At 43.6% G+C, this 21,542-nt stretch carries 20 protein-coding genes, 1 tRNA gene and 1 rRNA gene; 13 read left to right on the top strand and 9 right to left on the bottom strand.

Going from position 1 to position 21,542, the window contains the following annotated elements; translation table 11 throughout:
- Positions 1 to 158: 158 nt before the first annotated feature.
- The 8 genes from rsmG to rpmH all read right to left on the bottom strand — a co-directional run bounded on the left by rsmG (position 159) and on the right by rpmH (position 7,026).
- Entirely contained in the window at positions 159 to 872 is a 714-nt protein-coding gene (gene rsmG, locus GT508_RS13485) for a 16S rRNA (guanine(527)-N(7))-methyltransferase RsmG (protein WP_028087559.1), read from the bottom strand.
- 169 nt (positions 873 to 1,041) lie between these two features.
- On the bottom strand, positions 1,042 to 2,952 hold the full coding sequence (mnmG, locus tag GT508_RS13480) for a tRNA uridine-5-carboxymethylaminomethyl(34) synthesis enzyme MnmG (RefSeq protein WP_161144448.1): 1,911 nt from the start codon (positions 2,950 to 2,952) through the stop codon (positions 1,042 to 1,044).
- Complete coding sequence (gene mnmE / locus GT508_RS13475) at positions 2,918 to 4,300, bottom strand: tRNA uridine-5-carboxymethylaminomethyl(34) synthesis GTPase MnmE (protein WP_161144447.1); 1,383 nt, start codon at positions 4,298 to 4,300, stop codon at positions 2,918 to 2,920. The genes mnmG and mnmE overlap by 35 nt, the downstream gene beginning before the upstream one ends.
- 61 nt (positions 4,301 to 4,361) lie before the next feature.
- Positions 4,362 to 5,156, bottom strand: coding sequence for an RNA-binding cell elongation regulator Jag/EloR (gene jag / locus GT508_RS13470; RefSeq protein WP_118224842.1), 795 nt, complete (start codon positions 5,154 to 5,156; stop codon positions 4,362 to 4,364).
- A gap of 12 nt (positions 5,157 to 5,168) precedes the next feature.
- The gene (locus tag GT508_RS13465) at positions 5,169 to 6,245 is read right to left on the bottom strand and encodes a YidC/Oxa1 family membrane protein insertase (RefSeq protein ID WP_242998897.1); all 1,077 of its coding nucleotides are present in this window, start codon (positions 6,243 to 6,245) and stop codon (positions 5,169 to 5,171) included.
- 32 nt (positions 6,246 to 6,277) lie between these two features.
- Positions 6,278 to 6,490: a membrane protein insertion efficiency factor YidD gene (gene yidD / locus GT508_RS13460; protein ID WP_006427130.1), complete on the bottom strand. Its 213-nt coding sequence runs from the start codon at positions 6,488 to 6,490 to the stop codon at positions 6,278 to 6,280.
- A gap of 6 nt (positions 6,491 to 6,496) precedes the next feature.
- A complete protein-coding gene (gene rnpA / locus GT508_RS13455; protein ID WP_028087564.1) occupies positions 6,497 to 6,838 on the bottom strand; it encodes a ribonuclease P protein component in 342 nt (113 codons plus the stop codon).
- A gap of 53 nt (positions 6,839 to 6,891) precedes the next feature.
- Positions 6,892 to 7,026, bottom strand: a complete 135-nt coding sequence (rpmH, locus tag GT508_RS13450) for a 50S ribosomal protein L34 (protein ID WP_021859823.1) — start codon at positions 7,024 to 7,026, stop codon at positions 6,892 to 6,894.
- 373 nt (positions 7,027 to 7,399) lie between these two features.
- On the opposite strand from rpmH, the gene dnaA reads away from it, so the two are divergent.
- The 6 genes from dnaA to gyrA all read left to right on the top strand — a co-directional run bounded on the left by dnaA (position 7,400) and on the right by gyrA (position 16,176).
- Complete coding sequence (dnaA, locus tag GT508_RS13445; protein ID WP_055284840.1) at positions 7,400 to 8,785, top strand: chromosomal replication initiator protein DnaA; 1,386 nt, start codon at positions 7,400 to 7,402, stop codon at positions 8,783 to 8,785.
- Positions 8,786 to 9,089: 304 nt separating this feature from the next.
- Entirely contained in the window at positions 9,090 to 10,199 is a 1,110-nt protein-coding gene (gene dnaN / locus GT508_RS13440; protein ID WP_028087566.1) for a DNA polymerase III subunit beta, read from the top strand.
- Between the two features lie 175 nt (positions 10,200 to 10,374).
- On the top strand, positions 10,375 to 10,584 hold the full coding sequence (locus GT508_RS13435; protein WP_028087567.1) for an RNA-binding S4 domain-containing protein: 210 nt from the start codon (positions 10,375 to 10,377) through the stop codon (positions 10,582 to 10,584).
- A complete protein-coding gene (gene recF, locus GT508_RS13430; RefSeq protein ID WP_055284836.1) occupies positions 10,574 to 11,665 on the top strand; it encodes a DNA replication/repair protein RecF in 1,092 nt (363 codons plus the stop codon). The genes GT508_RS13435 and recF overlap by 11 nt, the downstream gene beginning before the upstream one ends.
- Positions 11,666 to 11,676: 11 nt before the next feature.
- On the top strand, positions 11,677 to 13,608 hold the full coding sequence (gene gyrB, locus GT508_RS13425; RefSeq protein WP_161144446.1) for a DNA topoisomerase (ATP-hydrolyzing) subunit B: 1,932 nt from the start codon (positions 11,677 to 11,679) through the stop codon (positions 13,606 to 13,608).
- A gap of 54 nt (positions 13,609 to 13,662) precedes the next feature.
- The gene (gene gyrA / locus GT508_RS13420; protein ID WP_161144445.1) at positions 13,663 to 16,176 is read left to right on the top strand and encodes a DNA gyrase subunit A; all 2,514 of its coding nucleotides are present in this window, start codon (positions 13,663 to 13,665) and stop codon (positions 16,174 to 16,176) included.
- A gap of 59 nt (positions 16,177 to 16,235) precedes the next feature.
- On the opposite strand, the gene GT508_RS13415 is transcribed toward gyrA, so the two are convergent.
- On the bottom strand, positions 16,236 to 16,697 hold the full coding sequence (locus tag GT508_RS13415; protein ID WP_044919805.1) for a C-GCAxxG-C-C family (seleno)protein: 462 nt from the start codon (positions 16,695 to 16,697) through the stop codon (positions 16,236 to 16,238).
- A 152-nt stretch (positions 16,698 to 16,849) separates the two neighbouring features.
- Here GT508_RS13415 and GT508_RS13410 point away from each other — a divergent pair, with 152 nt between their 5' ends.
- The 7 genes from GT508_RS13410 to GT508_RS13380 all read left to right on the top strand — a co-directional run.
- Entirely contained in the window at positions 16,850 to 17,692 is an 843-nt protein-coding gene (locus GT508_RS13410; RefSeq protein WP_161144444.1) for a fumarate hydratase, read from the top strand.
- A gap of 2 nt (positions 17,693 to 17,694) precedes the next feature.
- Positions 17,695 to 18,246, top strand: a complete 552-nt coding sequence (locus GT508_RS13405) for a Fe-S-containing hydro-lyase (protein ID WP_161144443.1) — start codon at positions 17,695 to 17,697, stop codon at positions 18,244 to 18,246.
- A complete protein-coding gene (locus GT508_RS13400) occupies positions 18,243 to 18,953 on the top strand; it encodes a lysophospholipid acyltransferase family protein (protein ID WP_028087574.1) in 711 nt (236 codons plus the stop codon). Before GT508_RS13405 ends, GT508_RS13400 begins: the two co-directional genes overlap by 4 nt.
- A gap of 15 nt (positions 18,954 to 18,968) precedes the next feature.
- A complete protein-coding gene (locus tag GT508_RS13395; RefSeq protein ID WP_161144442.1) occupies positions 18,969 to 20,024 on the top strand; it encodes a hypothetical protein in 1,056 nt (351 codons plus the stop codon).
- A 252-nt stretch (positions 20,025 to 20,276) separates the two neighbouring features.
- On the top strand, positions 20,277 to 20,756 hold the full coding sequence (locus GT508_RS14750) for a hypothetical protein (RefSeq protein WP_243144129.1): 480 nt from the start codon (positions 20,277 to 20,279) through the stop codon (positions 20,754 to 20,756).
- A 181-nt stretch (positions 20,757 to 20,937) separates the two neighbouring features.
- Positions 20,938 to 21,025 (top strand) — tRNA-Ser (locus tag GT508_RS13385).
- A 440-nt stretch (positions 21,026 to 21,465) separates the two neighbouring features.
- Positions 21,466 to 21,542 (top strand): 16S ribosomal RNA (locus tag GT508_RS13380); the annotation flags it as partial.

Raw genomic sequence — 21,542 nt, 5'->3', positions numbered from 1 at the left:
TTTTATTAAAACAGAGGCTATTTACAGAAAAGTGGTGCTGGGGATAACTCCCAGCACCAACTTTGTCTACAGTCTGAAAGGGGTAATGTTTCACATGAAACATTACCCCTTTTACATTTTCTTGTTTTCATAAAATTCTTATCAAATTGCTATTTTTCTTACCGTATCGGCTCTTTGGAAGGCATTCCAGCCTTTCGTGGATATTTTTTTGCCGTATTCTTCACTTTGTGGATCTTCACGAACGATCTGCCGATGTCTGTTCCCGGAAGCTCGAATTTTACTACATCTTCAATCTTACCGCCAAGTATCTTTACCGCTTTCGATGACTCTTTTACTTCTTCATCAATCTCACCCGATTTATAAGGTACAAACATACCATCCACTTTTACGTAAGGCAGGCAATATTCGCTCAACGTTGCCAGATTTGCAACTGCTCTGGACACACACAGATCATACTGTTCTCTATATGCTGCATCTTTGGCATAATCTTCCGCTCTTCCATGAATTGTGTGGATATCTTCCAATCCCAGTTCTTCGATTACAGCATTCAGGAACTTAATTCTTTTGTTCAACGAATCAAGCAATGTCACTTTCAGATGTGGAAATGCAATCTTAAGCGGTAATCCCGGGAATCCCGCCCCCGTACCAATATCGATTACCTGATCTACCTTAGCCATATCCATGACTTTTACAATAGAAAGGCTGTCTACATAATGTTTTTCCACAACCTCCTCATATTCTGTGATTCCGGTCAGGTTCATCACCTTATTCCACTCTTCAAGAAGCTTATGATAGGCATCGAACTGCTCTTTCTGCCGGTCCGTGATCTCTATTCCTATCTTTTCCAGGCTTTTTTTCAAAATCTGGTCCATATTTTTCTCCTTATTTCTCTCTAAAGTCAATAAGTATATAAAATGTATGATTTTTCATGTTATTCATTTTATATACTTATTATTATATTTACTATATGATTATATTTATATTATTTTATGATATAATTACAAATATATTTACCACTGTAATCCGTTGTATCTCTGCACTTTATCTGTGATTTCCACTCAGATATACCAGCAGCACCGAGATATCAGCCGGAGACACACCGGAAATGCGTGACGCCTGTCCGATCGACACCGGTCTGTACTCTTTCAGCTTCTGAACTGCTTCGATACGAAGGCTGTTCACTGCATCATAATCCATATCTTCCGGAATTTTCTTATTTTCCATCTTCTTGAACTGCTCTACCTGGCGTTTCTGACGCTGGATATAACCGTCATATTTCAGGGAAATATCCACCTGTCCGATCACTTCTTCCGCCAGATCTTTTGGCAATTTTGGCCGGGTCACATCAATATCTGCAACTGCTTCGTAAGACAATTCCGGTCTCCGGATCAATTCTGCCAGACTGCTTCCGGAATTCAGCGGTGTACTTTCATAGGATTCCAGGAGTTCCTGTACCTTTTCACTGGTTCCGACATAAGCATTCTTTAATCGCTCGATTTCCGACTCTATCAGCTTTTCTTTTTCCTTCAGGCGGTCGTAACGCTCCTGTGAGATCAGACCGACTTCATAGCCTTTTTCCGTCAGACGCTGATCCGCATTGTCCTGTCTCAGAAGCAGACGGTACTCTGCCCTGGAAGTCATCATACGATATGGCTCATGACTTTCCTTTGTAACCAGATCATCGATCAGAACGCCGATATAAGCCTCTGAACGGTCTAACACCAGGGATTCCCTGCCTTGCAGCTTTCTGGCGGCATTTATGCCAGCTATAAGCCCTTGTGCGGCAGCTTCCTCATAGCCGGAGCTTCCGTTGAACTGTCCCGCGCTGAATAATCCACTGATGTTACGGAATTCCAGGGATGGTTTTAACTGTCTTGCATCAATACAGTCATACTCGATCGCATATGCATTTCTTACAATCTTCACATGCTCCAGCCCCGGAACACTGCGGTACATAGCATACTGTACATCTTCCGGCAGCGAACTCGACATACCACCGATATACATCTCATCCGTCTCCAGTCCTTCCGGCTCAAGAAATACCTGATGACGCTTTTTATCTGCAAATTTTACAACTTTATCTTCGATCGACGGACAGTATCTCGGTCCCGTTCCCTCGATCATTCCGGAATACAGCGGTGATCTGTCCAAATTGGCACGGATGATATCATGTGTCGTCTCATTTGTATAAGTCAGCCAGCATGAAGCCTGGTCGATCTGCACATCGTCCGGATTTGTAGTAAATGAAAACGGCACTACCCTCTCGTCTCCGAACTGCTCTTCCATCTTGCTGAAGTCCACGGTTTTACGGTCTACCCTGGCAGGTGTTCCTGTCTTGAAACGGTACATCTTAATTCCCAGTTCTTTCAGACAATCGGTCAGATGATTGGCCGCCTGCAGTCCGTTCGGACCGGTATACTGACTCACATCCCCATAGATACAACGTGCCTTCAGATAAGTTCCGCTGCAGATGATAACCGCCTTACAGTGATAAGTTGCACCCGAAAATGTCTGCACTCCGGTAATCTTTCCATCTTCCACCAGGAGATTTGCCACCTCTCCCTGCTTGATCTCAAGATTCTCCTGCGCTTCCAGTACACGGCGCATCGTTCTGCTATAGACCGCCTTATCAGCCTGTGCACGAAGCGAATGTACCGCCGGGCCTTTGGACTTATTTAACATTTTTGACTGGATAAATGTACGGTCGATGACCTTTCCCATCTCTCCGCCAAGGGCATCCAGTTCTCTTACCAGATGGCCTTTGGAACTTCCTCCGATATTCGGATTACACGGCATCATCGCAATGCTGTCCACACTTACGGTAAATACCAGTGTCTGAAATCCAAGTCTCGCCGTTGCCAGTGCCGCCTCGCATCCTGCGTGTCCGGCACCGATGACGACAACATCATATTTATCTTTATTTTCCCATACAGAATTTGCTGAATATCTCATTAACCAAATCTTCTCCTATCGTTTCGCCGGTGATATTGCCGAGAGCTTCATATGCATCCATAAGATCGATCGAATAGAAATCCTCCGGCATATCTGCGGCAATGCTGTCATTCACACGTTCAAGTGCGGCATATGCATCCTGAAGTGCTGTTTTCTGTCTCACATTCGTAATATAGATTTCATCATTAAATGTCAGTTCGCCCTGGAAGAACATCTCCTTTAACGTATCTTCCAGTTCTCCGATCCCCTCCACATTCTTTGCGGAGATCTCGATCACCGGGAATTCCTCCGGCAGCTCTTCCTGATCTTTTTTCACCTGCATATTCAGATCGGATTTGTTCAGCAGAATGATCGCACGTTTTCCTTTGATCAGATGCAGGATCTCTGCATCATTTTCATCCAGCGGTCTGGATGCATCGATCACATACAGGATCAGGTCTGCCTTGTCTGCATATTCTTTTGCACGGTCAACACCGATCTTTTCTACCACATCTTCCGTATCACGGATGCCGGCAGTATCCATGATATTTAAAGAAATTCCCTTCAGATTCAGGTGTTCTTCCAATACATCTCTGGTTGTACCTGCAATATCTGTAACGATTGCCCGGTCTTCACCGAGAAGTACATTTAACAGGGATGATTTCCCCGCATTCGGTTTTCCGAGGATGACTGTGCGTACGCCCTCTTTTATAATCCTACCATCATCACAGCTATCTAGCAATCTTTTCATTGCTTCTATGATCTCATCAACCACTTTTTTTAGTGTTTCCCCGTATCCATCAACGCTGATATGCTCCGGATCATCCAGTGCGGTCTCGATAAATGCAGTGTGATACAGGATCTTTTCACGCATTTCACCGATCTTATCTTTGATATTGCCCTTAAGCTGGCTCACTGAACTCTGTAAAGCATATTCGTTCTGCGATGCGATCAGGTCCCCGACAGCCTCTGCCTGTGAAAGATCCAGTCTGCCATTTAGAAACGCACGCTTGGTGTACTCTCCCGGCTCTGCCGGGCGCGCACCATTTTTGATCAGAAGCTCCAGAATACGCTTTACCACATAGACTCCGCCGTGACAGTTGATCTCCACCGTATCTTCACCGGTGTAGCTGTGCGGCCCGCGCATCAGCATGACCAGTACTTCGTCGATCACCTGATCTCCATCAACCATATACCCATAATGGATCGTATGTGATTGCTGTTCACATAACTTCTTCTCTTTTTTCCCTTTATACACCCGGTCTGCGATCTGAAATGCTTCCGGACCACTCATTCGTACAATTCCGATCCCGGAATTACTCATTGCCGTAGATATTGCGGCAATTGTGGAATTATATAATTGTTCCATATTTCCTCCATACTTTGGTATCAAAAAAGACAAGGGCCGCTTAAAGACCCCTGTCTCTTAATTATCGGTTATTTCTGTTTCTTACCAGTGTTACCACAACTCTTCTGTAAGGCTCTTCACCTTCACTGTGTGTGGATACTGCCGGGTCAGACTGCAGCGCAGAGTGAATGATTCTTCTCTCGTATGGATTCATCGGCTCAAGAGAAACTGTCTTTCTTGTTCTCTTAACTTTACTTGCGATATTCTTTGCAAGATTTTCCAGTGTTTCTTTTCTTCTTCTTCTGTAATCCTCTGTGTCAAGTTTCACTCTTACATATCCATCCTGCATCTTATTGGCAACACGATTTGTAAGATACTGCAGAGAATCAAGTGTCTGTCCTCGTTTTCCGATCAGAATACCCATATTGCTTCCTTCCATATTGATAGAAAGTGCACCTTCTTCATCTACAGCAGATGTAACTTTTACATCCTCCATGCCCATTGCATTCATCACATCATAGATGAATTTCTCACATGTCTCGATCGTCTGTGGTTCCACCTTTGCAAGTTCTGCTTCTTTCTTTGGAGCAGATTTTACTTCCGGCTTCTCTTCTCTCGCCGGTTTTCTGGCGTGTGAATATTCTTTTACCGGTTCTTCCACTTTCGGCTCTTCTTTTACAACTTCTTCAACCGGTTTTTCTTCCTGTTTTCTGCGGGCCTTGATCACAGCCTGCTTTCTTCCGATTCCAAGGAAACCTTCGCTTCCTTTTTCAACAACAATATAATCTAAACGATCACTTGTTACGCCTAACTGAACCAGTGCCTCTGTAATCGCATCGTCCAGTGTCTTTGCTGATAAGGTAATGTAATCCTCCATTACAGCCGCCCCCTAATCATTTTCGTTAAATTTCTTCACCATATTTGCCTTTGATGCGAGACTTCCTTTCTTCGCATTGTCTGCTTTCTGGTGCGCTTTTTCCACTCTGGCTTCTCTTTCTTTTTCACTTAAGTTAGATGTACTCTGCTTTTTCATGGATGCCTGGTTGTTCATATTCTTGGTATTCGTCTGAGCCATTGCTGCGATTCGTTCATTCTTCTCGCCGCGTTTTACACGTTTTTCCTCAGCCTTTTCCTTGTTTTTCTCCAGGATCTCATCTACAGACATCTTGCTTAAATGCTTATTGATAAATATCTGCTGAACGCAACGTACTACCGCACTGACGATCCAGTACAGACCGATACCTGTCGGAAGTGAAAATACCATAAATACCGAGAACAGCGGCATTGTCACATTCATCGTGTTCATCGTAGATGCCATCGGGTTATCTTTATCAAGCTGCTGTCCGGAAATAGCCTGTGAAAGCTTGATACTTCCGTACTGTGTCAGACCAGATAATACCGGAAGCAAGATTGCAGTAATAATAATAACAACCGGTGCAAATCCATAGTCCCCGCTGTTCTTGATCATCTGCATAGGTGAGATGGTCAGGTCAGGAAGGGTCAGGAATACATTTACTGCTTTTGGAGCTGTCTTGATCTCCGGAACATATTTCTGGATATTATAGATAACCGGGTACAAAGCAAACAACAGCGGCATCTGAATCAGTAACGGAAGGCATCCTGCTGACATCGATGTACCATATTTGTCATACACCTGCTGAATCTCTTCCTGCTGTTTCATCATTGATGCCTGGTCTTTTTTATTCTTATACTTCTTCTGTATAGCCTGAATCTCCGGATTCATAACAGATGACATCTTCGATGTTCTCTGCTGCTGTACTGTAAGTGGAAGTAATAACGTATACACAAAAATCGTATACAGAATGATTGACAGACCTACCAGTCCATTATCGCTTGGCAGACAGTTGTCCAGTAAATTATAGATAAAGTTCATTACCTTACCCAGAATCCAGCAAAGCTGTCCGACGATCGGCCAGTTAGCGGCAGTCAGTAAACTTGGTACCATAATTTTTTCCTCCATATGTAGTTGTAATCTTTTTAAGGAACAGGGTCGTACCCTCCTCTGGTAAACGGATTACAGCGCAGAATTCTCCACACTGCCAGCCGTCCCCCTTTTAACGCGCCGTATTTCTCAATTGCTTCTTTCGCATACTGAGAACAGGTCGGATAAAACTTACAGGTGGAACCGCCCTTTATCGGAGACAGATATCTCTGATAAAATCTGATACCAGTGAGCAGAATCTTCTTCATAATACGTTACCCCTCATCTATAATCTTATGAAGATGGGCCAGATGGAGCATTGCGCCGACAATCTCTTTATAACCTTTTCCTTTGGCGCCTATTCTTGCTATAACAATAATATCCAATCCACATCTGAACCGTTCTTCTTGTAATCTATAGCTTTCGCGGATTAACCTCGTTAATCTGTGCCGTACTATACTGTTTCCTACTTTTTTACTTACAGATATTCCTAATCGATTCTGACCAGTCCCATTCTCCAGTACATACATAACCAGATATTTGTTGGCATAAGATGTTCCTTTTCTATATATATATTGGAAATCTTTGTTCTTTTTCAGTGATTCGGAATACTTCATTGTGTGATTCTCCTAATTATTCTGAGTAGAAGAAAAGGCCACATATATGCGGCCTACGCTGATAATTTCTTTCTTCCTTTTGCTCTTCTTGCAGCAAGTACTTTTCTTCCACCTGCTGTGCTCATTCTAGATCTGAAGCCATGTACTTTAGCTCTCTGTCTCTTTTTTGGCTGGAATGTCATCTTCATGGATATCCACCTCCTTATTTTATTCCAAGGGATGTTCTCCCTAATTTTCATAAGACATCAGCCTTGATTATATTAAAAAAACCGCTCTACGTCAAGCAATTCCGCAAATTTTTAAAATATATTTATCCACATTTTGTGGAAAACTTTGTGGATTTCTGTGGATAACGTGTGGAAATCATATATTTTTTTAGTTTTTTCCCCTTTACATACGCATTTTTACTATGTTGATAATTGGGATTGAGTTTTCCACAGTTTCTCACATGCATCAAAGTGCACGATTAAAGATTGCCTAAAGCAACTTTTTGATGTACAATGTAGAAGAGTGGGTTTATAGGTGAAAATCCGCGAATCAGACAGATTAGGAGTAAATATGATGAATACAGTGAAGGAAAAATGGCCTGAAATTATCGAACATCTCAGGGTAGAACACGAGTTATCCAATGTATCATTCAATACATGGATACAACCGTTGAAGGTCTACGATGTTGTAGACAATACCGTATTTATATTGGTAAATATGAATGCGAGTGTAGAATATATAGAGAAAAAATATCAGCTTCCATTAAAGGTATGCATTGCGGAGACTACCGGAACTGAATATGACGTTGTCTTCATTTCGGAAGATGATGACAGACTGAATGAGATCCAGAATATGGCCATTGAAGCGAATCAGAAGAAAAAAAGCAAAAGTGCTGCGGAGAAAGCCGGGCTGAATCCGAAGTATACATTTGATACCTTCGTTGTCGGCGGGAATAATAATTTCGCCCACGCAGCTTCCCTTGCTGTTGCCGAATCTCCGGGAGAAGTATACAATCCTCTCTTCTTATATGGAGGTGTTGGACTTGGAAAGACCCATTTGATGCACTCGATCGCGCATTTTATTCTGGACAAGAATCCAAAGAAAAAAGTACTCTATGTAACCAGTGAGACATTTACAAATGAGCTGATCGAAGCTCTGAAGAACGGTAAAACCGCCGGAAACGAGTCCGCAATGTCGAAATTCCGCGATAAATACCGTAATAATGATGTACTTTTGATTGATGATATCCAGTTCATTATAGGAAAAGAAAGTACACAGGAAGAGTTCTTCCATACATTTAACCATCTGCATACTTCCGGAAAGCAGATCATCATATCGTCTGATAAGCCGCCAAAAGATATTGAGACTTTGGAGGCCAGACTTCGTACGCGCTTTGAGTGGGGTCTGATCGCTGATATTTCATCACCTAACTATGAAACCCGTATGGCGATTCTTCAGAAGAAGATCGAACTGGATCATTTGGAAAAATATAACATTCCGAATGATGTACTCGAGTATATCGCAACGAACGTTAAGACAAATATCCGAGAACTTGAAGGCTCTCTTAATAAGCTGATCGCACTTTATAAGCTGAACAATAACGAATCCATCGATATTGCGCTCGCAGCAGAAGCATTAAAAGACATCATTTCTTCGGATAATAAGAGAGAAGTTACACCGGAACTGATCCTGGATATCGTTTCCGATCATTTTGGTGTGTCTATTGCCGACCTCAAAGGCGGCAAACGTAACGCCGAGATCGTCTTTCCGCGCCAGATTGCCATGTATCTGATCCGTAATATGACAGAAACTTCATTAAAAGCAGTCGGTGTCATCCTTGGGGGAAAAGATCATTCTACCATCAAACATGGAATCGAAAAAATCGAGAACGAATTACAGGCGGACGAGACTCTTTCTAACACTATTAATATCATAAAGAAGAAGATCAACCCGGCTTAGCCTTATTTTGCTGTTTTCAGCTGTGAATAACTATGTGGAAAATCTAATTATCATATGTGGATAACTATGGGATAGCCTTGGGAAAACCACAGGATTTCTGCAACTGTCTTTAGAAACGAAAAAGTTTTCAACAACAGTTCCACACATAATCCAGTCAGATTCCACAGAGTTTTCAAAGCCGATTTTCCTTGCAAACAGTGGGCTGGAGGCACTTTTCCTCTTTTCCACATCCCCTAAGACGGCTGAGGCGGAAACTATTTTATTTATTTATCCATTACACACGTACGAAAGGAGTTATACACACATGAAAATTACCTGCAGTAAATCGAATCTGGTCAAAGGTGTCAGTATTGTTTCCAAAGCAGTTCCTTCTAAAACAACAATGCCAATCCTTGAATGTATCTTAATCGATGCAACAACAGATATTATCAAATTAACAGCTAATGATATGGAACTTGGTATCATGACAGAGATCTCCGGAGACATCATCGATCGTGGTATGATCGCAATCGATGCGAAGATTTTTTCAGAAATCGTTCGAAAACTTCCGGATAATGAAGTAACGATCGAAACGTTAGATAATCTTCAGACCGTGATCACCTGTGAAAAAGCAAAGTTTGATATTGCCGGCAAACCTGGTGATGAATTTGCCTACTTACCGATTATCGAAAAAGAAGATTCTATCGAAATCTCTCAATTCACATTAAAAGAAGTCATTCGTCAGACTATTTTCTCAATCTCTGACAGCGAGAGCAACAAGCTTATGACCGGTGAATTGTTTGATATTAGTGACAATATTCTGAAAGTTGTTTCGCTTGACGGACACAGAATTTCCATCCGTAAGGTTCCGCTGAAGAAAAGTGTTGCGGACAGAAAACTGGTTGTACCGGGAAAAACCCTGATCGAGATCAGTAAGATCCTTTCGGGAGAAGCTGAAAATGTGGTATCGATTTCATATACAAAGAACCATATCGTGTTCGAATTTGATAATACCATCGTGGTATCCCGCCTGATCGAAGGTGAATACTTCAGAATCGATCAGATGTTATCCAGTGATTACGAGACAAAAGTAAGAATCAACAAAAAAGAACTGCTCAGCTGTATCGATCGTGCAACACTTCTGGTAAAAGAAGGCGATAAAAAACCGATCATCATCAACATCGGCGATGAACTGATGGAATTAAAAATCAAATCCCAGATCGGATCTATGAATGAAGAGATCATGATCACGAAAGAAGGAAAAGATCTGCTGATCGGATTCAATCCGAAATTCCTGATCGATGCACTCCGTGTTATCGATGATGAGGAAGTGACGATCTATCTGATGAATGCAAAAGCACCTTGCTTTATCAAGGATGATGCGGAAAGTTATGTCTACCTGATCCTTCCGGTCAACTTTAACTCCGCAGCATAGGACTGTCCGGGAAGACCTGAAGAGAGCCTTTTCGGGTACGAAATAAAAAACAAGATAAAATGCAGGAATGCTTGCAAAAGTATATAGCAATGAGTATAATAAAACAACGGCTAAAAGAAGAAAAATATGCATAAAAATACAAAGAAATGCATATCCGGGAGAGGATACAAGACGTATGGAGACAATTATATTACGAGGTGAATATATCAAGCTTGGACAGGCTTTAAAAGCTGCGGGAATGGTGGAATCCGGAGTAGAAGCAAAAGAAGTGATACAGGAAGGTCTGGTCATGGTAAATGGCGAGACAGATACACGCCGCGGACGTAAGTTATATGGCGGCGATATCGTATTATTTGACGGAGAAGAGATCAGAATTGAAGGTTAATTCCCTGAAATTAAAGAATTTTAGAAATTATGATCTTCTGAATGTGGAGTTTGACGGTTCTACGAATATTTTTTACGGGAACAATGCGCAGGGGAAGACGAATATTCTGGAGGCGGTGTATCTGTCCGGAACGACCAAATCCCACCGCGGGTCGAAAGACAGGGACATGATACGGTTCGGTGAGGATGAATCCCACATTGAGACTGTGGTGGAGAAGAATGGTATCAGTTATCAGATCGACATGCACCTGAAGAAGAACAGCCCGAAAGGGATTGCGATAAACAAGATGCCGATCCGGAAAGCAAGTGAACTTTTCGGGATCGTGAATCTTGTATTCTTCTCGCCGGAAGACCTCAATATCATCAAGAACGGACCTGCAGAGAGACGTAGATTTATCGATCTGGAACTTTCGCAGCTCGATAAGGTGTACCTGAATAACCTGTCGAACTATAACCGTATCGTGAACCAGCGAAACCGTCTGCTGAAAGAGTTAAGTTTCGGCGGTAAGAAAGAACTTTCAGATACACTGGAAATATGGGAGATGCAGATGGTACAATATGGGGAGAGGCTGATCGCCAGAAGGAAAGAATTTGTCGCACAGATCAATGAGATCATTGCGAAGATCCATCAGAAGCTGACCGGCGGCAAAGAAAGTCTGCAGATCATATATGAGCCAAGTACGGGGGATCTGCCGTTTGAACAGGCACTGAAACGGTATCGTGACAGAGATCTCAGAATGAAGAGCACAACGGTGGGACCACACAGAGATGACATCGGATTTCTGACCGGCGATATGGATATCCGCAGATATGGCTCCCAGGGACAGCAGAGAACGGCTGCCCTGTCTTTGAAGTTATCGGAGATTGAACTGGTCAGGCTGGCAACGCATGACACACCGATACTTTTACTTGACGATGTATTGTCTGAACTTGATAAACACAGGCAAAACTATCTGTTAGACAGCATACATGATATACAGACCCTGATCACCTGTACAGGAGTTGAGGATTTTGTAAATCACCGCTTTTCAATAAACAAAGTGTTCCATGTCCAAAACGGACAGGTAACGAAAGAAAACTAGGAGGACTGAGAATGGGTACAGAAAAAGTACAGCATGAATACGGCGCAGATGAAATTCAGATATTGGAAGGTCTTGAGGCAGTCCGCAAACGTCCTGGTATGTACATTGGAAGTACATCTTCCAGAGGTTTGCATCACCTTGTATACGAGATTGTCGATAATGCCGTAGATGAAGCTCTGGCAGGCTTCTGTGATACGATTTATGTAACAATCAATAAAGACAATTCGGTGACCGTTATCGATAATGGACGTGGAATTCCGGTTGGTATCAACCACAAAGCAGGGCTTCCTGCGGTAGAAGTCGTATTTACCGTACTGCATGCGGGAGGAAAGTTCGGCGGTGGAGGATACAAGGTATCCGGAGGACTTCACGGTGTTGGAGCATCTGTTGTAAATGCGCTCTCCAACTGGCTGGAAGTAGAGATCTTCCATGATGGAAAGATCTACCAGCAGCGTTATGAACGTGGAAAAGTTACGGAGAAACTGGCAGTGATCGGAGAATGTGAAGAAGGAAAATCAGGTACAAAAGTCACATTCCTGCCGGACGATACCATTTTCGAGACAACGATCTTTGATTTTAATGTCCTGAAACAGAGATTCCGTGAGATGGCCTTCCTGACAAAAGGTCTGAAGATCGTGCTCAGTGATGAACGTGAGGAAGAACCAAAAGAAAGAACATTCCACTACGAGGGCGGGATCAAAGAATTCGTTTCTTACCTGAACCGGAGTGCGACACCACTTTATGAGCAGATCATTTACTGTGAAGGCATGGTCAATAATGTGTCTGTAGAAGTGGCTATGCAGCACAACGATTCTTACAGCGATAATACGTATGGATTTGTCAATAACATTACGACTCCGGAAGGCGGAACACACGTTGTCGGATTCCGTAATGCGATCACAAAGACATTTAATGACTATGCAAGAAAGAATAAGCTTCTGCGTGAAAATGAGCCGAACTTAAGCGGTGAAGATATCCGTGAAGGTCTGACAGCGATCATCAGTGTCAAGATCGAAGACCCGCAGTTCGAGGGACAGACCAAGCAGAAACTTGGTAACAGTGAGGCGAGAGGTGCGGTTGATAATGTGGTCAGCAGGCAGCTTGAGATCTTCCTTGAGCAGAATCCGGCCGTTGGTAAGATCATTGTGGAGAAATCTGTGATGTCCCAGCGTGCGAGAGAAGCCGCAAGAAAGGCAAGAGACCTGACACGTAGAAAATCAGCACTTGATAACATGGCACTTCCGGGAAAGCTTGCAGACTGTTCTGACAAGAATCCGGAGAATTGTGAGATCTACATCGTAGAGGGAGATTCCGCCGGTGGTTCTGCGAAGACTGCACGTGACCGTGCGACACAGGCAATCCTTCCGCTTCGTGGTAAGATCCTGAATGTAGAGAAGGCAAGACTGGATAAGATCTACGGCAATGCCGAGATCAAGGCGATGATCACAGCATTTGGTACCGGAATCCATGAGGATTTTGATATTTCCAAGCTGCGTTATCACAAGATCATCATCATGACCGATGCCGACGTGGACGGTGCACATATCAGTACACTGCTTCTGACATTCATTTACCGTTTCATGCCGGAACTGATCAAGCAGGGATATGTATATCTGGCACAACCGCCGCTCTACAAGCTTGAGAAGAACAAGAAGGTATGGTATGCATACAGTGACGAAGAATTAAGCAAGATCATCGAAGAAGTCGGACGTGACGGGAATAATAAGATCCAGCGTTACAAAGGTCTGGGAGAGATGGATGCCGAGCAGCTCTGGGATACCACCATGGATCCACAGCACCGTATCCTCTTACGTGTAACGATGGACGATGAGACAACGAGTGAACTGGACCTTACATTCACCACCCTGATGGGTGACAAAGTTGAACCGAGACGTGAGTTCATCGTTGAAAATGCAAAATATGTCAAGAACCTGGATGTATAATAACAGCGTGTAGAAGAAAGGAGGAACAGAGATACTTACATCTCTGAGAGATTGATGGAAGACAATATATTTGACAAAGTCCACGAAGTGGATCTGAAACAGACAATGGAAACCTCTTATATCGACTACGCGATGAGTGTTATTGCGTCCCGTGCACTGCCGGATGTAAGAGATGGTTTGAAACCGGTACAGAGAAGAATTCTGTACTCTATGATCGAACTGAATAACGGTCCCGACAAGCCGCACAGAAAGTGTGCACGTATCGTCGGTGATACGATGGGTAAATATCACCCGCACGGTGACAGTTCGATCTATGGCGCATTGGTTAATATGGCACAGGAATGGTCTACCAGATATCCGCTGGTAGACGGACATGGTAACTTTGGTTCTGTGGACGGTGACGGTGCTGCCGCCATGCGATACACAGAGGCAAGACTGAGTAAGATTTCCATGGAATTAACGGCGGATATTAATAAAAATACCGTTGATTTTATTCCTAACTTTGACGAGACGGAGAAAGAACCTACCGTTCTGCCGGCAAGATTCCCGAACCTTCTGGTTAACGGTACTTCCGGTATCGCTGTAGGTATGGCGACCAATATCCCGCCGCACAACCTGCGTGAAGTGATCAATGCGGTTGTACAGATCATCGATGACCAGATCGAGGATAAAGAAGAGACAACGATCGAAGAGATTTTAAAGATAATCAAAGGACCGGACTTCCCGACCGGAGGTATGATCCTTGGAACCAGAGGAATTGAAGAGGCATACAGAACCGGACGCGGCAAGATCCGTGTGCGTGCGGTGACAGATATCGAGGCGATGCCGAACGGCAAGAGCCGCATCATCGTAAGTGAGCTTCCTTACATGGTGAATAAAGCAAGACTGATCGAGAAGATCGCAGAACTGGTACGTGATAAGAAGATCGACGGCATCACAGACTTAAGTGACCAGTCAAGCCGTGAAGGAATGCGCGTAGTCATTGAACTCAGGAGAGATGCCAATGCAAATGTTATCCTGAACCAGTTATACAAACATACACAGCTTCAGGACACATTCGGTGTGATCATGCTGGCACTGGTCGGCAACGAGCCGAAGGTCATGAACCTGATGGAGATGCTCAACTACTATCTGAGACATCAGGAAGAAGTTGTGACACGCCGTACACAGTATGAGTTAAATAAAGCCGAAGAACGTGCGCATATCTTACAGGGATTACTGATCGCATTAGATAACATCGATGAAGTGATCAAGATCATCAGAGGTTCACAGACTGTCCAGATCGCAAAATCAGAATTGATGGAGCGTTTCGGACTGACAGATGTACAGGCGCAGGCGATCGTAGACATGAGACTGCGTGCCCTGACAGGTCTGGAAAGAGAAAAACTCGAAGCAGAATATAAAGCACTGATGGAGCAGATCGAACATTTACGTGCGATCCTCGCAGACAGAAAGTTATTACTTGGCGTAATCAAAGAAGAGATCCTTGTGATCCGTGATAAATACGGAGATGAGAGAAGAACATCCATCGGATTCGATGAGTTCGATATCTCCATGGAAGACCTGATCCCAAGGGAAGATGTTGTCATCACGATGACAAAGCTTGGATATATCAAGAGAATGTCTCACGATACATTCAAAGCCCAGAACCGTGGAGGCAAGGGAATCAAAGGTATGCAGAAGCTGGACGAGGATTATGTAGAAGAACTCTTCATGACCAATACACATCACTACCTGATGTTCTTTACGAACACCGGACGTGTATACCGCATGAAAGCATACGAGATCCCGGAAGCAAGCAGAACATCCAGAGGAACTGCAATCGTGAATCTGTTACAGTTAATGCCGGGCGAGAAGATCAGTGCGGTCATTCCAATCGAGAAATATAACGATGACGAATATCTGCTGATGGCTACCAAGAAAGGTCTCATCAAGAAGACCCCGATCAAAGAATATGCAAATGTCAGAAAGACAGGACTTGCAGCAATCACACTCCGTGAGGAAGATGAGCTGATCGAGGTAAAATATACAGACAGCGATCATGATGTATTCATGATTACAAAGTATGGACAGTGTATCCGCTTCAATGAAAGTGATGTACGTCCGACAGGAAGAACATCCATGGGTGTCCGTGGTATGAACCTGGTAGACAGTGATGAAGTGATCGGAATGCAGATCGATTCACAGGGAACAGACCTGCTGATCGTGTCAGAATATGGAATGGGCAAACGTACTTCCATCGATGAATTCACAGCCCAGAACCGCGGCGGTAAAGGTGTGAAGTGCTACAAGATCACAGAGAAGACCGGTAACGTTGTAGGTGTGAAAGCAGTAGATGAGGACAATGAGATCATGATCATCAACACGGAGGGAATCATCATCCGTATGAAGTGTGACGGAATCTCAGAACTCGGAAGAGTGACATCCGGAGTGAAGCTTATCAACCTGCCGGAAGGCGATAAAGTAGCTTGTATCGCAAAAGTACGCAAAGGCGATGAATCAGAAGATGATCTGGTAGAGCCGGAAGAAAGTACAGAAGATGCAGAGAACGTAGAGACAGAAGAATAAAGATATAAAACGAGGCGGAAGATTAAAAAATTTCCGCCTCGTTTTTTGAAAAAATATTTTTATTTTTCCGCCTCATCTGCAGCAAGTTCACGAAGAATGATCTCCGCAGTCTTCTTCACAGTAGCAGCTACAAAGTCTGTACACTGTGCTTTACGTTCCGGAGAATTCTTCTCTTTGCCTTTTGTCAGAACACGGCAGCATGTTGCACCACAGTATTCCTTGAAGAAATCGTGGATTTCGTTCGAAAGCTTGAAACAGCGGTTAATCTTAGGATCACCAGGTGTCTTACGTCCGAAGAAATATCCGATACACATCGTTGCTCCGGCGAGTGCACCACAGATACATCCGCCTCCGCCAAGCCCCCATGGGAATCCGGAACTCATAGCAATTGCATCATCCGACATGTCCAGTTCAAAATTCTCCTTGATTGCATAAATGACAGATTCTGAACAGGCAAAACCCTGATTAAAGATGTCCACGGCATCCTTTTGAAGTTTCTCTAAATCTACATTTGTTGTCATTATAATCCCTCCTGAAAAATGTGTTAAATCCATTATACCACGGCGAAAAAAACTTGTATATCATCTTGGAACAGGGTAAAATAAAAAAGGACAGGTTTTTTTGAGCAGGAACAGAAGGTTCCAAAAAATCCCATGTCCCCAGGAGGATATAGATGAGAACGATCAATGTAAATACAATCACAGAAAATATAAAAGACATGTGCATCCAGGCGAATCATTTCCTTGCCGATGACATGGACAAAGCAATGAAACACGCACTGGAGACAGAAGAAGCACCACTGGGCCGTCAGATTCTGGATCAGCTGCAGGATAATCTGAAAATCGCTGCAGAAGACATGATCCCAATCTGCCAGGATACAGGTATGGCCGTCATCTTCATGAAGATCGGTCAGGACGTACACTTCGAAGGAGGCAGTCTGGAGGATGCCATCAACGAAGGTGTCCGTCAGGGATACGTAGAAGGATATTTAAGAAAATCCGTCGTAGGAGATCCGATCATCCGCGAGAATACCAAAGACAACACACCGGCAGTGATCCACTACAGTATCGTGCCGGGAGATAAAGTAGAGATAAAGGTTGCGCCAAAAGGATTCGGCAGCGAGAATATGAGCCGTGTATTCATGTTAAAACCAGCTGACGGGATCGAAGGAGTAAAGGAAGCGATCCTTACAGCAGTCAGAGACGCAGGACCGAATGCCTGTCCGCCGATGGTAGTCGGCGTAGGAATCGGCGGAACATTTGAAAAATGTGCACTGATGGCAAAAGAAGCCCTTACGAGAGAAGCCGGATCCCATTCCGGAACTGCCTGGGTAAAAGACCTGGAAGAAGAGATGCTTGGGACGATCAACAAGCTTGGAATCGGACCGGGCGGACTCGGAGGAACGACCACAGCTCTTGCAGTGAATGTAAATACATACCCGACACACATCGCAGGACTGCCGGTTGCAGTCAACATCTGCTGCCATGTGAACCGTCATATCATCAGGGAGGTGTAAGTATGGACAAGCATATCACAGCACCAATTACAAAAGAAACAGCCAGATCTCTTCACGCAGGAGATTATGTATATGTCACAGGAACCATCTACACAGCAAGAGATGCGGCACACAAGCGCATGGATGAAGCACTGGACCGCGGGGAATCACTTCCAATCGACATCGAAGACCAGGCAATCTACTACATGGGACCATCTCCGGCAAGAGAAGGACGCCCGATCGGATCAGCCGGACCGACAACCGCCAGCCGTATGGACAAGTATGCCCCACGTCTGCTGGATCTCGGTCAGACGGCCATGATCGGAAAAGGCAAGAGAAGCCAGGCAGTGATCGATGCGGTGGTACGTAACGGATGCGTATACCTTGCAGCCATCGGAGGAGCCGGTGCACTGTTATCCAAATGTATCAAATCCTCAGAAGTCATTGCGTACGAAGACCTCGGAACCGAAGCCATCCGTAAATTACAGGTCGAGAACCTTCCGCTCATCGTAGTCATCGACAGCGAAGGCAATAACCTGTACGAAACTGCGATCAAGGAGTATGCAAAGATATGAGAAGAATCCTTCTGATGGTACTCCGGAATATTTTCTTCGTGCCGGTCTACTGGTACAAGTTATGCTACCATGCCAGACACGTAGACAAATATACGGAAGAAGAACACTATAAATTATTAAAATACATCGATCACCGGGCAAATACATCCGGGAATATCCATATCGAGGTACACGGGCAGGAGAACATCCCCGAACAGGACGGATTCATGTTCTACCCGAATCACCAGGGACTCTACGACGTGCTCGCCATTATGGAAGCATGCCCGCGCCCGTTCGCGGTAGTCGCCAAAAAAGAAGTGGCCGACGTACCATTTCTCAAGCAGGTATTCACCTGCATGAAGGCATACATGATCGACCGCGAAGATGTGCGTCAGTCACTGCAGGTGATCGTAAATGTCAGCAATGACGTGAAGAACGGAAGAAACTTTCTGATCTTCCCGGAAGGAACAAGATCCAGACAGGGCAATCAGGTACAGGACTTCAAAGGCGGCAGCTTCAAAGCGGCGACCAGGGCAAGATGTCCGATCATTCCGGTAGCACTGATCAACTGTTTCGTGCCGTTCGACTCTAAGACAACAGAACATGTCAATGTACAGGTACATTTCTTAGAGCCGCTGCTTTACGAAGAATACAAAGACATGAAGACAACAGAGATTGCAGCAATTGTAAGAGAGAGAATCCAGCATACGATCAATGAAAATGTATAAAAGGATTACAGGGAAATGAGAGAAAAAATATTACAGGTTAAGACATTCGGCAGTTTTTCCATGATATATGACGGAAAATCCCTGTTCGGAAGAAAAGTAGGAGAGACACAGTTCGCTTCCATGATGCAGATGCTGATACATGAAAGGAAAAAAGGTGTCAGCAGGGACCGCCTGGAACAGGAACTGTTCGGGGAACGGGAAGTGGAAAATGTACATCATGCCCTTCAGAGCGTCATTTACAACGCAAAGAAGAGACTGGAAAAAGCAGGACTTCCGGATGTAAACTATATAGAGATCAGAAACGGTGTCGTCTACTGGAATGACGAGATCAAAGTACAGGAAGATGCAACTGAATTTGACCAGATATACAACAGAATAAAACATGAGAAAAATCCGGATAAAAAGATAAAAGACCTCGAAAAAATATTCGAGATCTATACCGGAGAATTCCTTGTGAAACGGCAGAGTGTGATTTGGGTTGCCATTGAAGCAAGACGGTATGAGGACATGTTCCGGGAATGTGTAGAAGAAGCCACCGATCTGTATGCCGATACGGCAGAACGATATTTTGAAGAACGGGGATTAAAACCGTCCAAACGTCTTCTGGATTCCCTGAACCAGCTTGGTAACCAGGTGATGCATTCCTACGACGTACTGGACAACATCCAGCATAATTTGGAAGAAAAAGGAATCCCAAAAGGGGCATATCTGTGCAGTTATCCGACATTCCGCGGAATCTATCATCATCTGGTGAGGATGCTGGAACGGAGCGGACAGTCGATCTATCTTATGCTGTGTACCATTGTGGACAGCAAAGGAAGACCGATGAAAGAAGGAGCCATGCTGGAAGGACTGGCAAAGAGACTGGAAGAATCCATCTGCACATCGATCCGCAACAGTGATGTCGTGAACCATTACAGCAAGGGACAATACCTGGTACTGCTGATCAATACAACGAGAGAAGACTGTGCGGTAATTCAGAAGAGAATCAATTACAAATTCCTCACAGACCGTCAGAGAACCGGCGTGAGATATTATGTGAACAGTGTAGTATATGAAAAGGATCTTTAAGATAACACTTGAAGATCCTTCTTTTTTGGGTAAAAAACTATTCAGCATGCGGGACGCAGGCAGGATGGTTCTTTTACTATAATATAACAACATATTCCGATATATGTGACAGTCTGAAAAAGTCTAAGAAAATAGAGAAAAATACTTGCCTTTTTAAAAGTTTAGACGGTTTCTTTGTCATGTCGTTGGGTAAAATATTCTCAGAGTAGGAATGTCTGCCTGAAAATAAGATGGGAAAGGAGACCGGGAGAAGTGAGTAATACAGGAAATTATATTGGAACACCATGGGGAATCATTCTATGTGTGGACTATTATCGGGATGAAAAAATAAATGGACGTATTTATCACAGATATCAGACCGAACCGATCCGCATTGGAGGAATGCTGGAAGCAGTTTTCGAAATCGATGCTTTTTTTGACCGGTTGGGATATCCGTTTCCTGGAACAGAGAGCCACTATTTTATAAAGCATGAAAAGACACAGCGGATAAAAATGACAAGAAAGTTGAGTGATGAAGAGATGTTAAAGAATAATGGTGAACAAGGAACATTCATAATTAGAGTAGAACAAAGACAACACAGCAGCTGGCAGGGAAAAGTTACATGGGTGGAAGAAGGAAAGACAGAGAACTTCCGCTCGGCACTGGAACTGCTCAAGATGATCGATGGCGCACTGGATGGCAGGGACATAAAAGAAGACGCAGAAGAAGATAACCAGGAGAGAGCCGTATGACGGACAAAGAATTTCGAAGACTGAAGAGAAGTCAGCTGATCGATATCATCTACCATCATACTTAGAATCATTGCAGAGAGAATAGCGAAAAAGCAGTGAAAATACCCGTGGGAAGAAAATGTAAAAAATATGAAAAAAGTAATTGACATTCACATTAAGGCTTGTTATAATTACTTTCGCTGGAGAAATACTCAAGAGGCTGAAGAGGCGCCCCTGCTAAGGGTGTAGGTCGGGTAACCGGCGCGAGGGTTCAAATCCCTCTTTCTCCGTTAGGCCAGTGAGAACTGTCTGAAACGAGCTTTCAGATAGTTTTTTTACGGCCATATATGATACTGAAAAATGTATAAAAAGAAAAGTTAAAAAAAGATGAAAAAACATCTTGACACTTCGAAAAATACATGGTATTATATATAAGCTTTCGCAAACAAATTATTTAAAAGATTTGTAAAAAGAAAGTGAAAAATAAGTTAAAAAAGTTCTTGACAAGCAGTTGAGTATGTGATATACTAAACAAGCTGTTGAACAAAAACAACAACGAACCTTGATAATTAAACAATAGACAACAACCCTGAAAATTCTAAAGAGAATTATTCAGAACAGACATTAAATGTCGAACCTTAAAACAGTAAAGGGGATAAGAAAGCTAGTAGTTTTCTTGAACTGGAACGAACTTGATTTTTGAATCTGTGTTAAAGCAGGTTTGAGATATTTTAACGAGAGTTTGATCCTGGCTCAGGATGAACGCTGGCGGCGTGCTTAACACATGCAAGTCGAGCGAAGCACTTA

Source organism: Dorea sp. BIOML-A1, assembly GCF_009875615.1.
In the GTDB taxonomy this organism is placed as follows: domain Bacteria; phylum Bacillota; class Clostridia; order Lachnospirales; family Lachnospiraceae; genus Dorea_A; species Dorea_A amylophila.
Note: the sequence above shows the minus strand (reverse complement) of the source record. Positions and strands in the feature narration are given on the sequence as shown.

Bases quoted from the DNA above. Each gene is read 5' to 3' on its own strand.
- GT508_RS13410 (WP_161144444.1), top strand. From the start codon at position 16,850: ATGAGAACGATCAATGTAAATACAATCACAGAAAATATAAAAGACATG.
- yidD (WP_006427130.1), bottom strand. From the start codon at position 6,490: ATGAAGAAGATTCTGCTCACTGGTATCAGATTTTATCAGAGATATCTG.
- mnmG (WP_161144448.1), bottom strand. From the start codon at position 2,952: ATGAGATATTCAGCAAATTCTGTATGGGAAAATAAAGATAAATATGAT.
- GT508_RS13395 (WP_161144442.1), top strand. From the start codon at position 18,969: ATGAGAGAAAAAATATTACAGGTTAAGACATTCGGCAGTTTTTCCATG.
- gyrB (WP_161144446.1), top strand. From the start codon at position 11,677: ATGGGTACAGAAAAAGTACAGCATGAATACGGCGCAGATGAAATTCAG.
- GT508_RS13415 (WP_044919805.1), bottom strand. From the start codon at position 16,697: ATGACAACAAATGTAGATTTAGAGAAACTTCAAAAGGATGCCGTGGAC.
- rsmG (WP_028087559.1), bottom strand. From the start codon at position 872: ATGGACCAGATTTTGAAAAAAAGCCTGGAAAAGATAGGAATAGAGATC.
- gyrA (WP_161144445.1), top strand. From the start codon at position 13,663: ATGGAAGACAATATATTTGACAAAGTCCACGAAGTGGATCTGAAACAG.
- jag (WP_118224842.1), bottom strand. From the start codon at position 5,156: ATGGAGGATTACATTACCTTATCAGCAAAGACACTGGACGATGCGATT.
- rnpA (WP_028087564.1), bottom strand. From the start codon at position 6,838: ATGAAGTATTCCGAATCACTGAAAAAGAACAAAGATTTCCAATATATA.
- dnaA (WP_055284840.1), top strand. From the start codon at position 7,400: ATGAATACAGTGAAGGAAAAATGGCCTGAAATTATCGAACATCTCAGG.
- rpmH (WP_021859823.1), bottom strand. From the start codon at position 7,026: ATGAAGATGACATTCCAGCCAAAAAAGAGACAGAGAGCTAAAGTACAT.
- GT508_RS13435 (WP_028087567.1), top strand. From the start codon at position 10,375: ATGGAGACAATTATATTACGAGGTGAATATATCAAGCTTGGACAGGCT.
- dnaN (WP_028087566.1), top strand. From the start codon at position 9,090: ATGAAAATTACCTGCAGTAAATCGAATCTGGTCAAAGGTGTCAGTATT.
- GT508_RS13405 (WP_161144443.1), top strand. From the start codon at position 17,695: ATGGACAAGCATATCACAGCACCAATTACAAAAGAAACAGCCAGATCT.
- GT508_RS13465 (WP_242998897.1), bottom strand. From the start codon at position 6,245: ATGGTACCAAGTTTACTGACTGCCGCTAACTGGCCGATCGTCGGACAG.
- mnmE (WP_161144447.1), bottom strand. From the start codon at position 4,300: ATGGAACAATTATATAATTCCACAATTGCCGCAATATCTACGGCAATG.
- GT508_RS13400 (WP_028087574.1), top strand. From the start codon at position 18,243: ATGAGAAGAATCCTTCTGATGGTACTCCGGAATATTTTCTTCGTGCCG.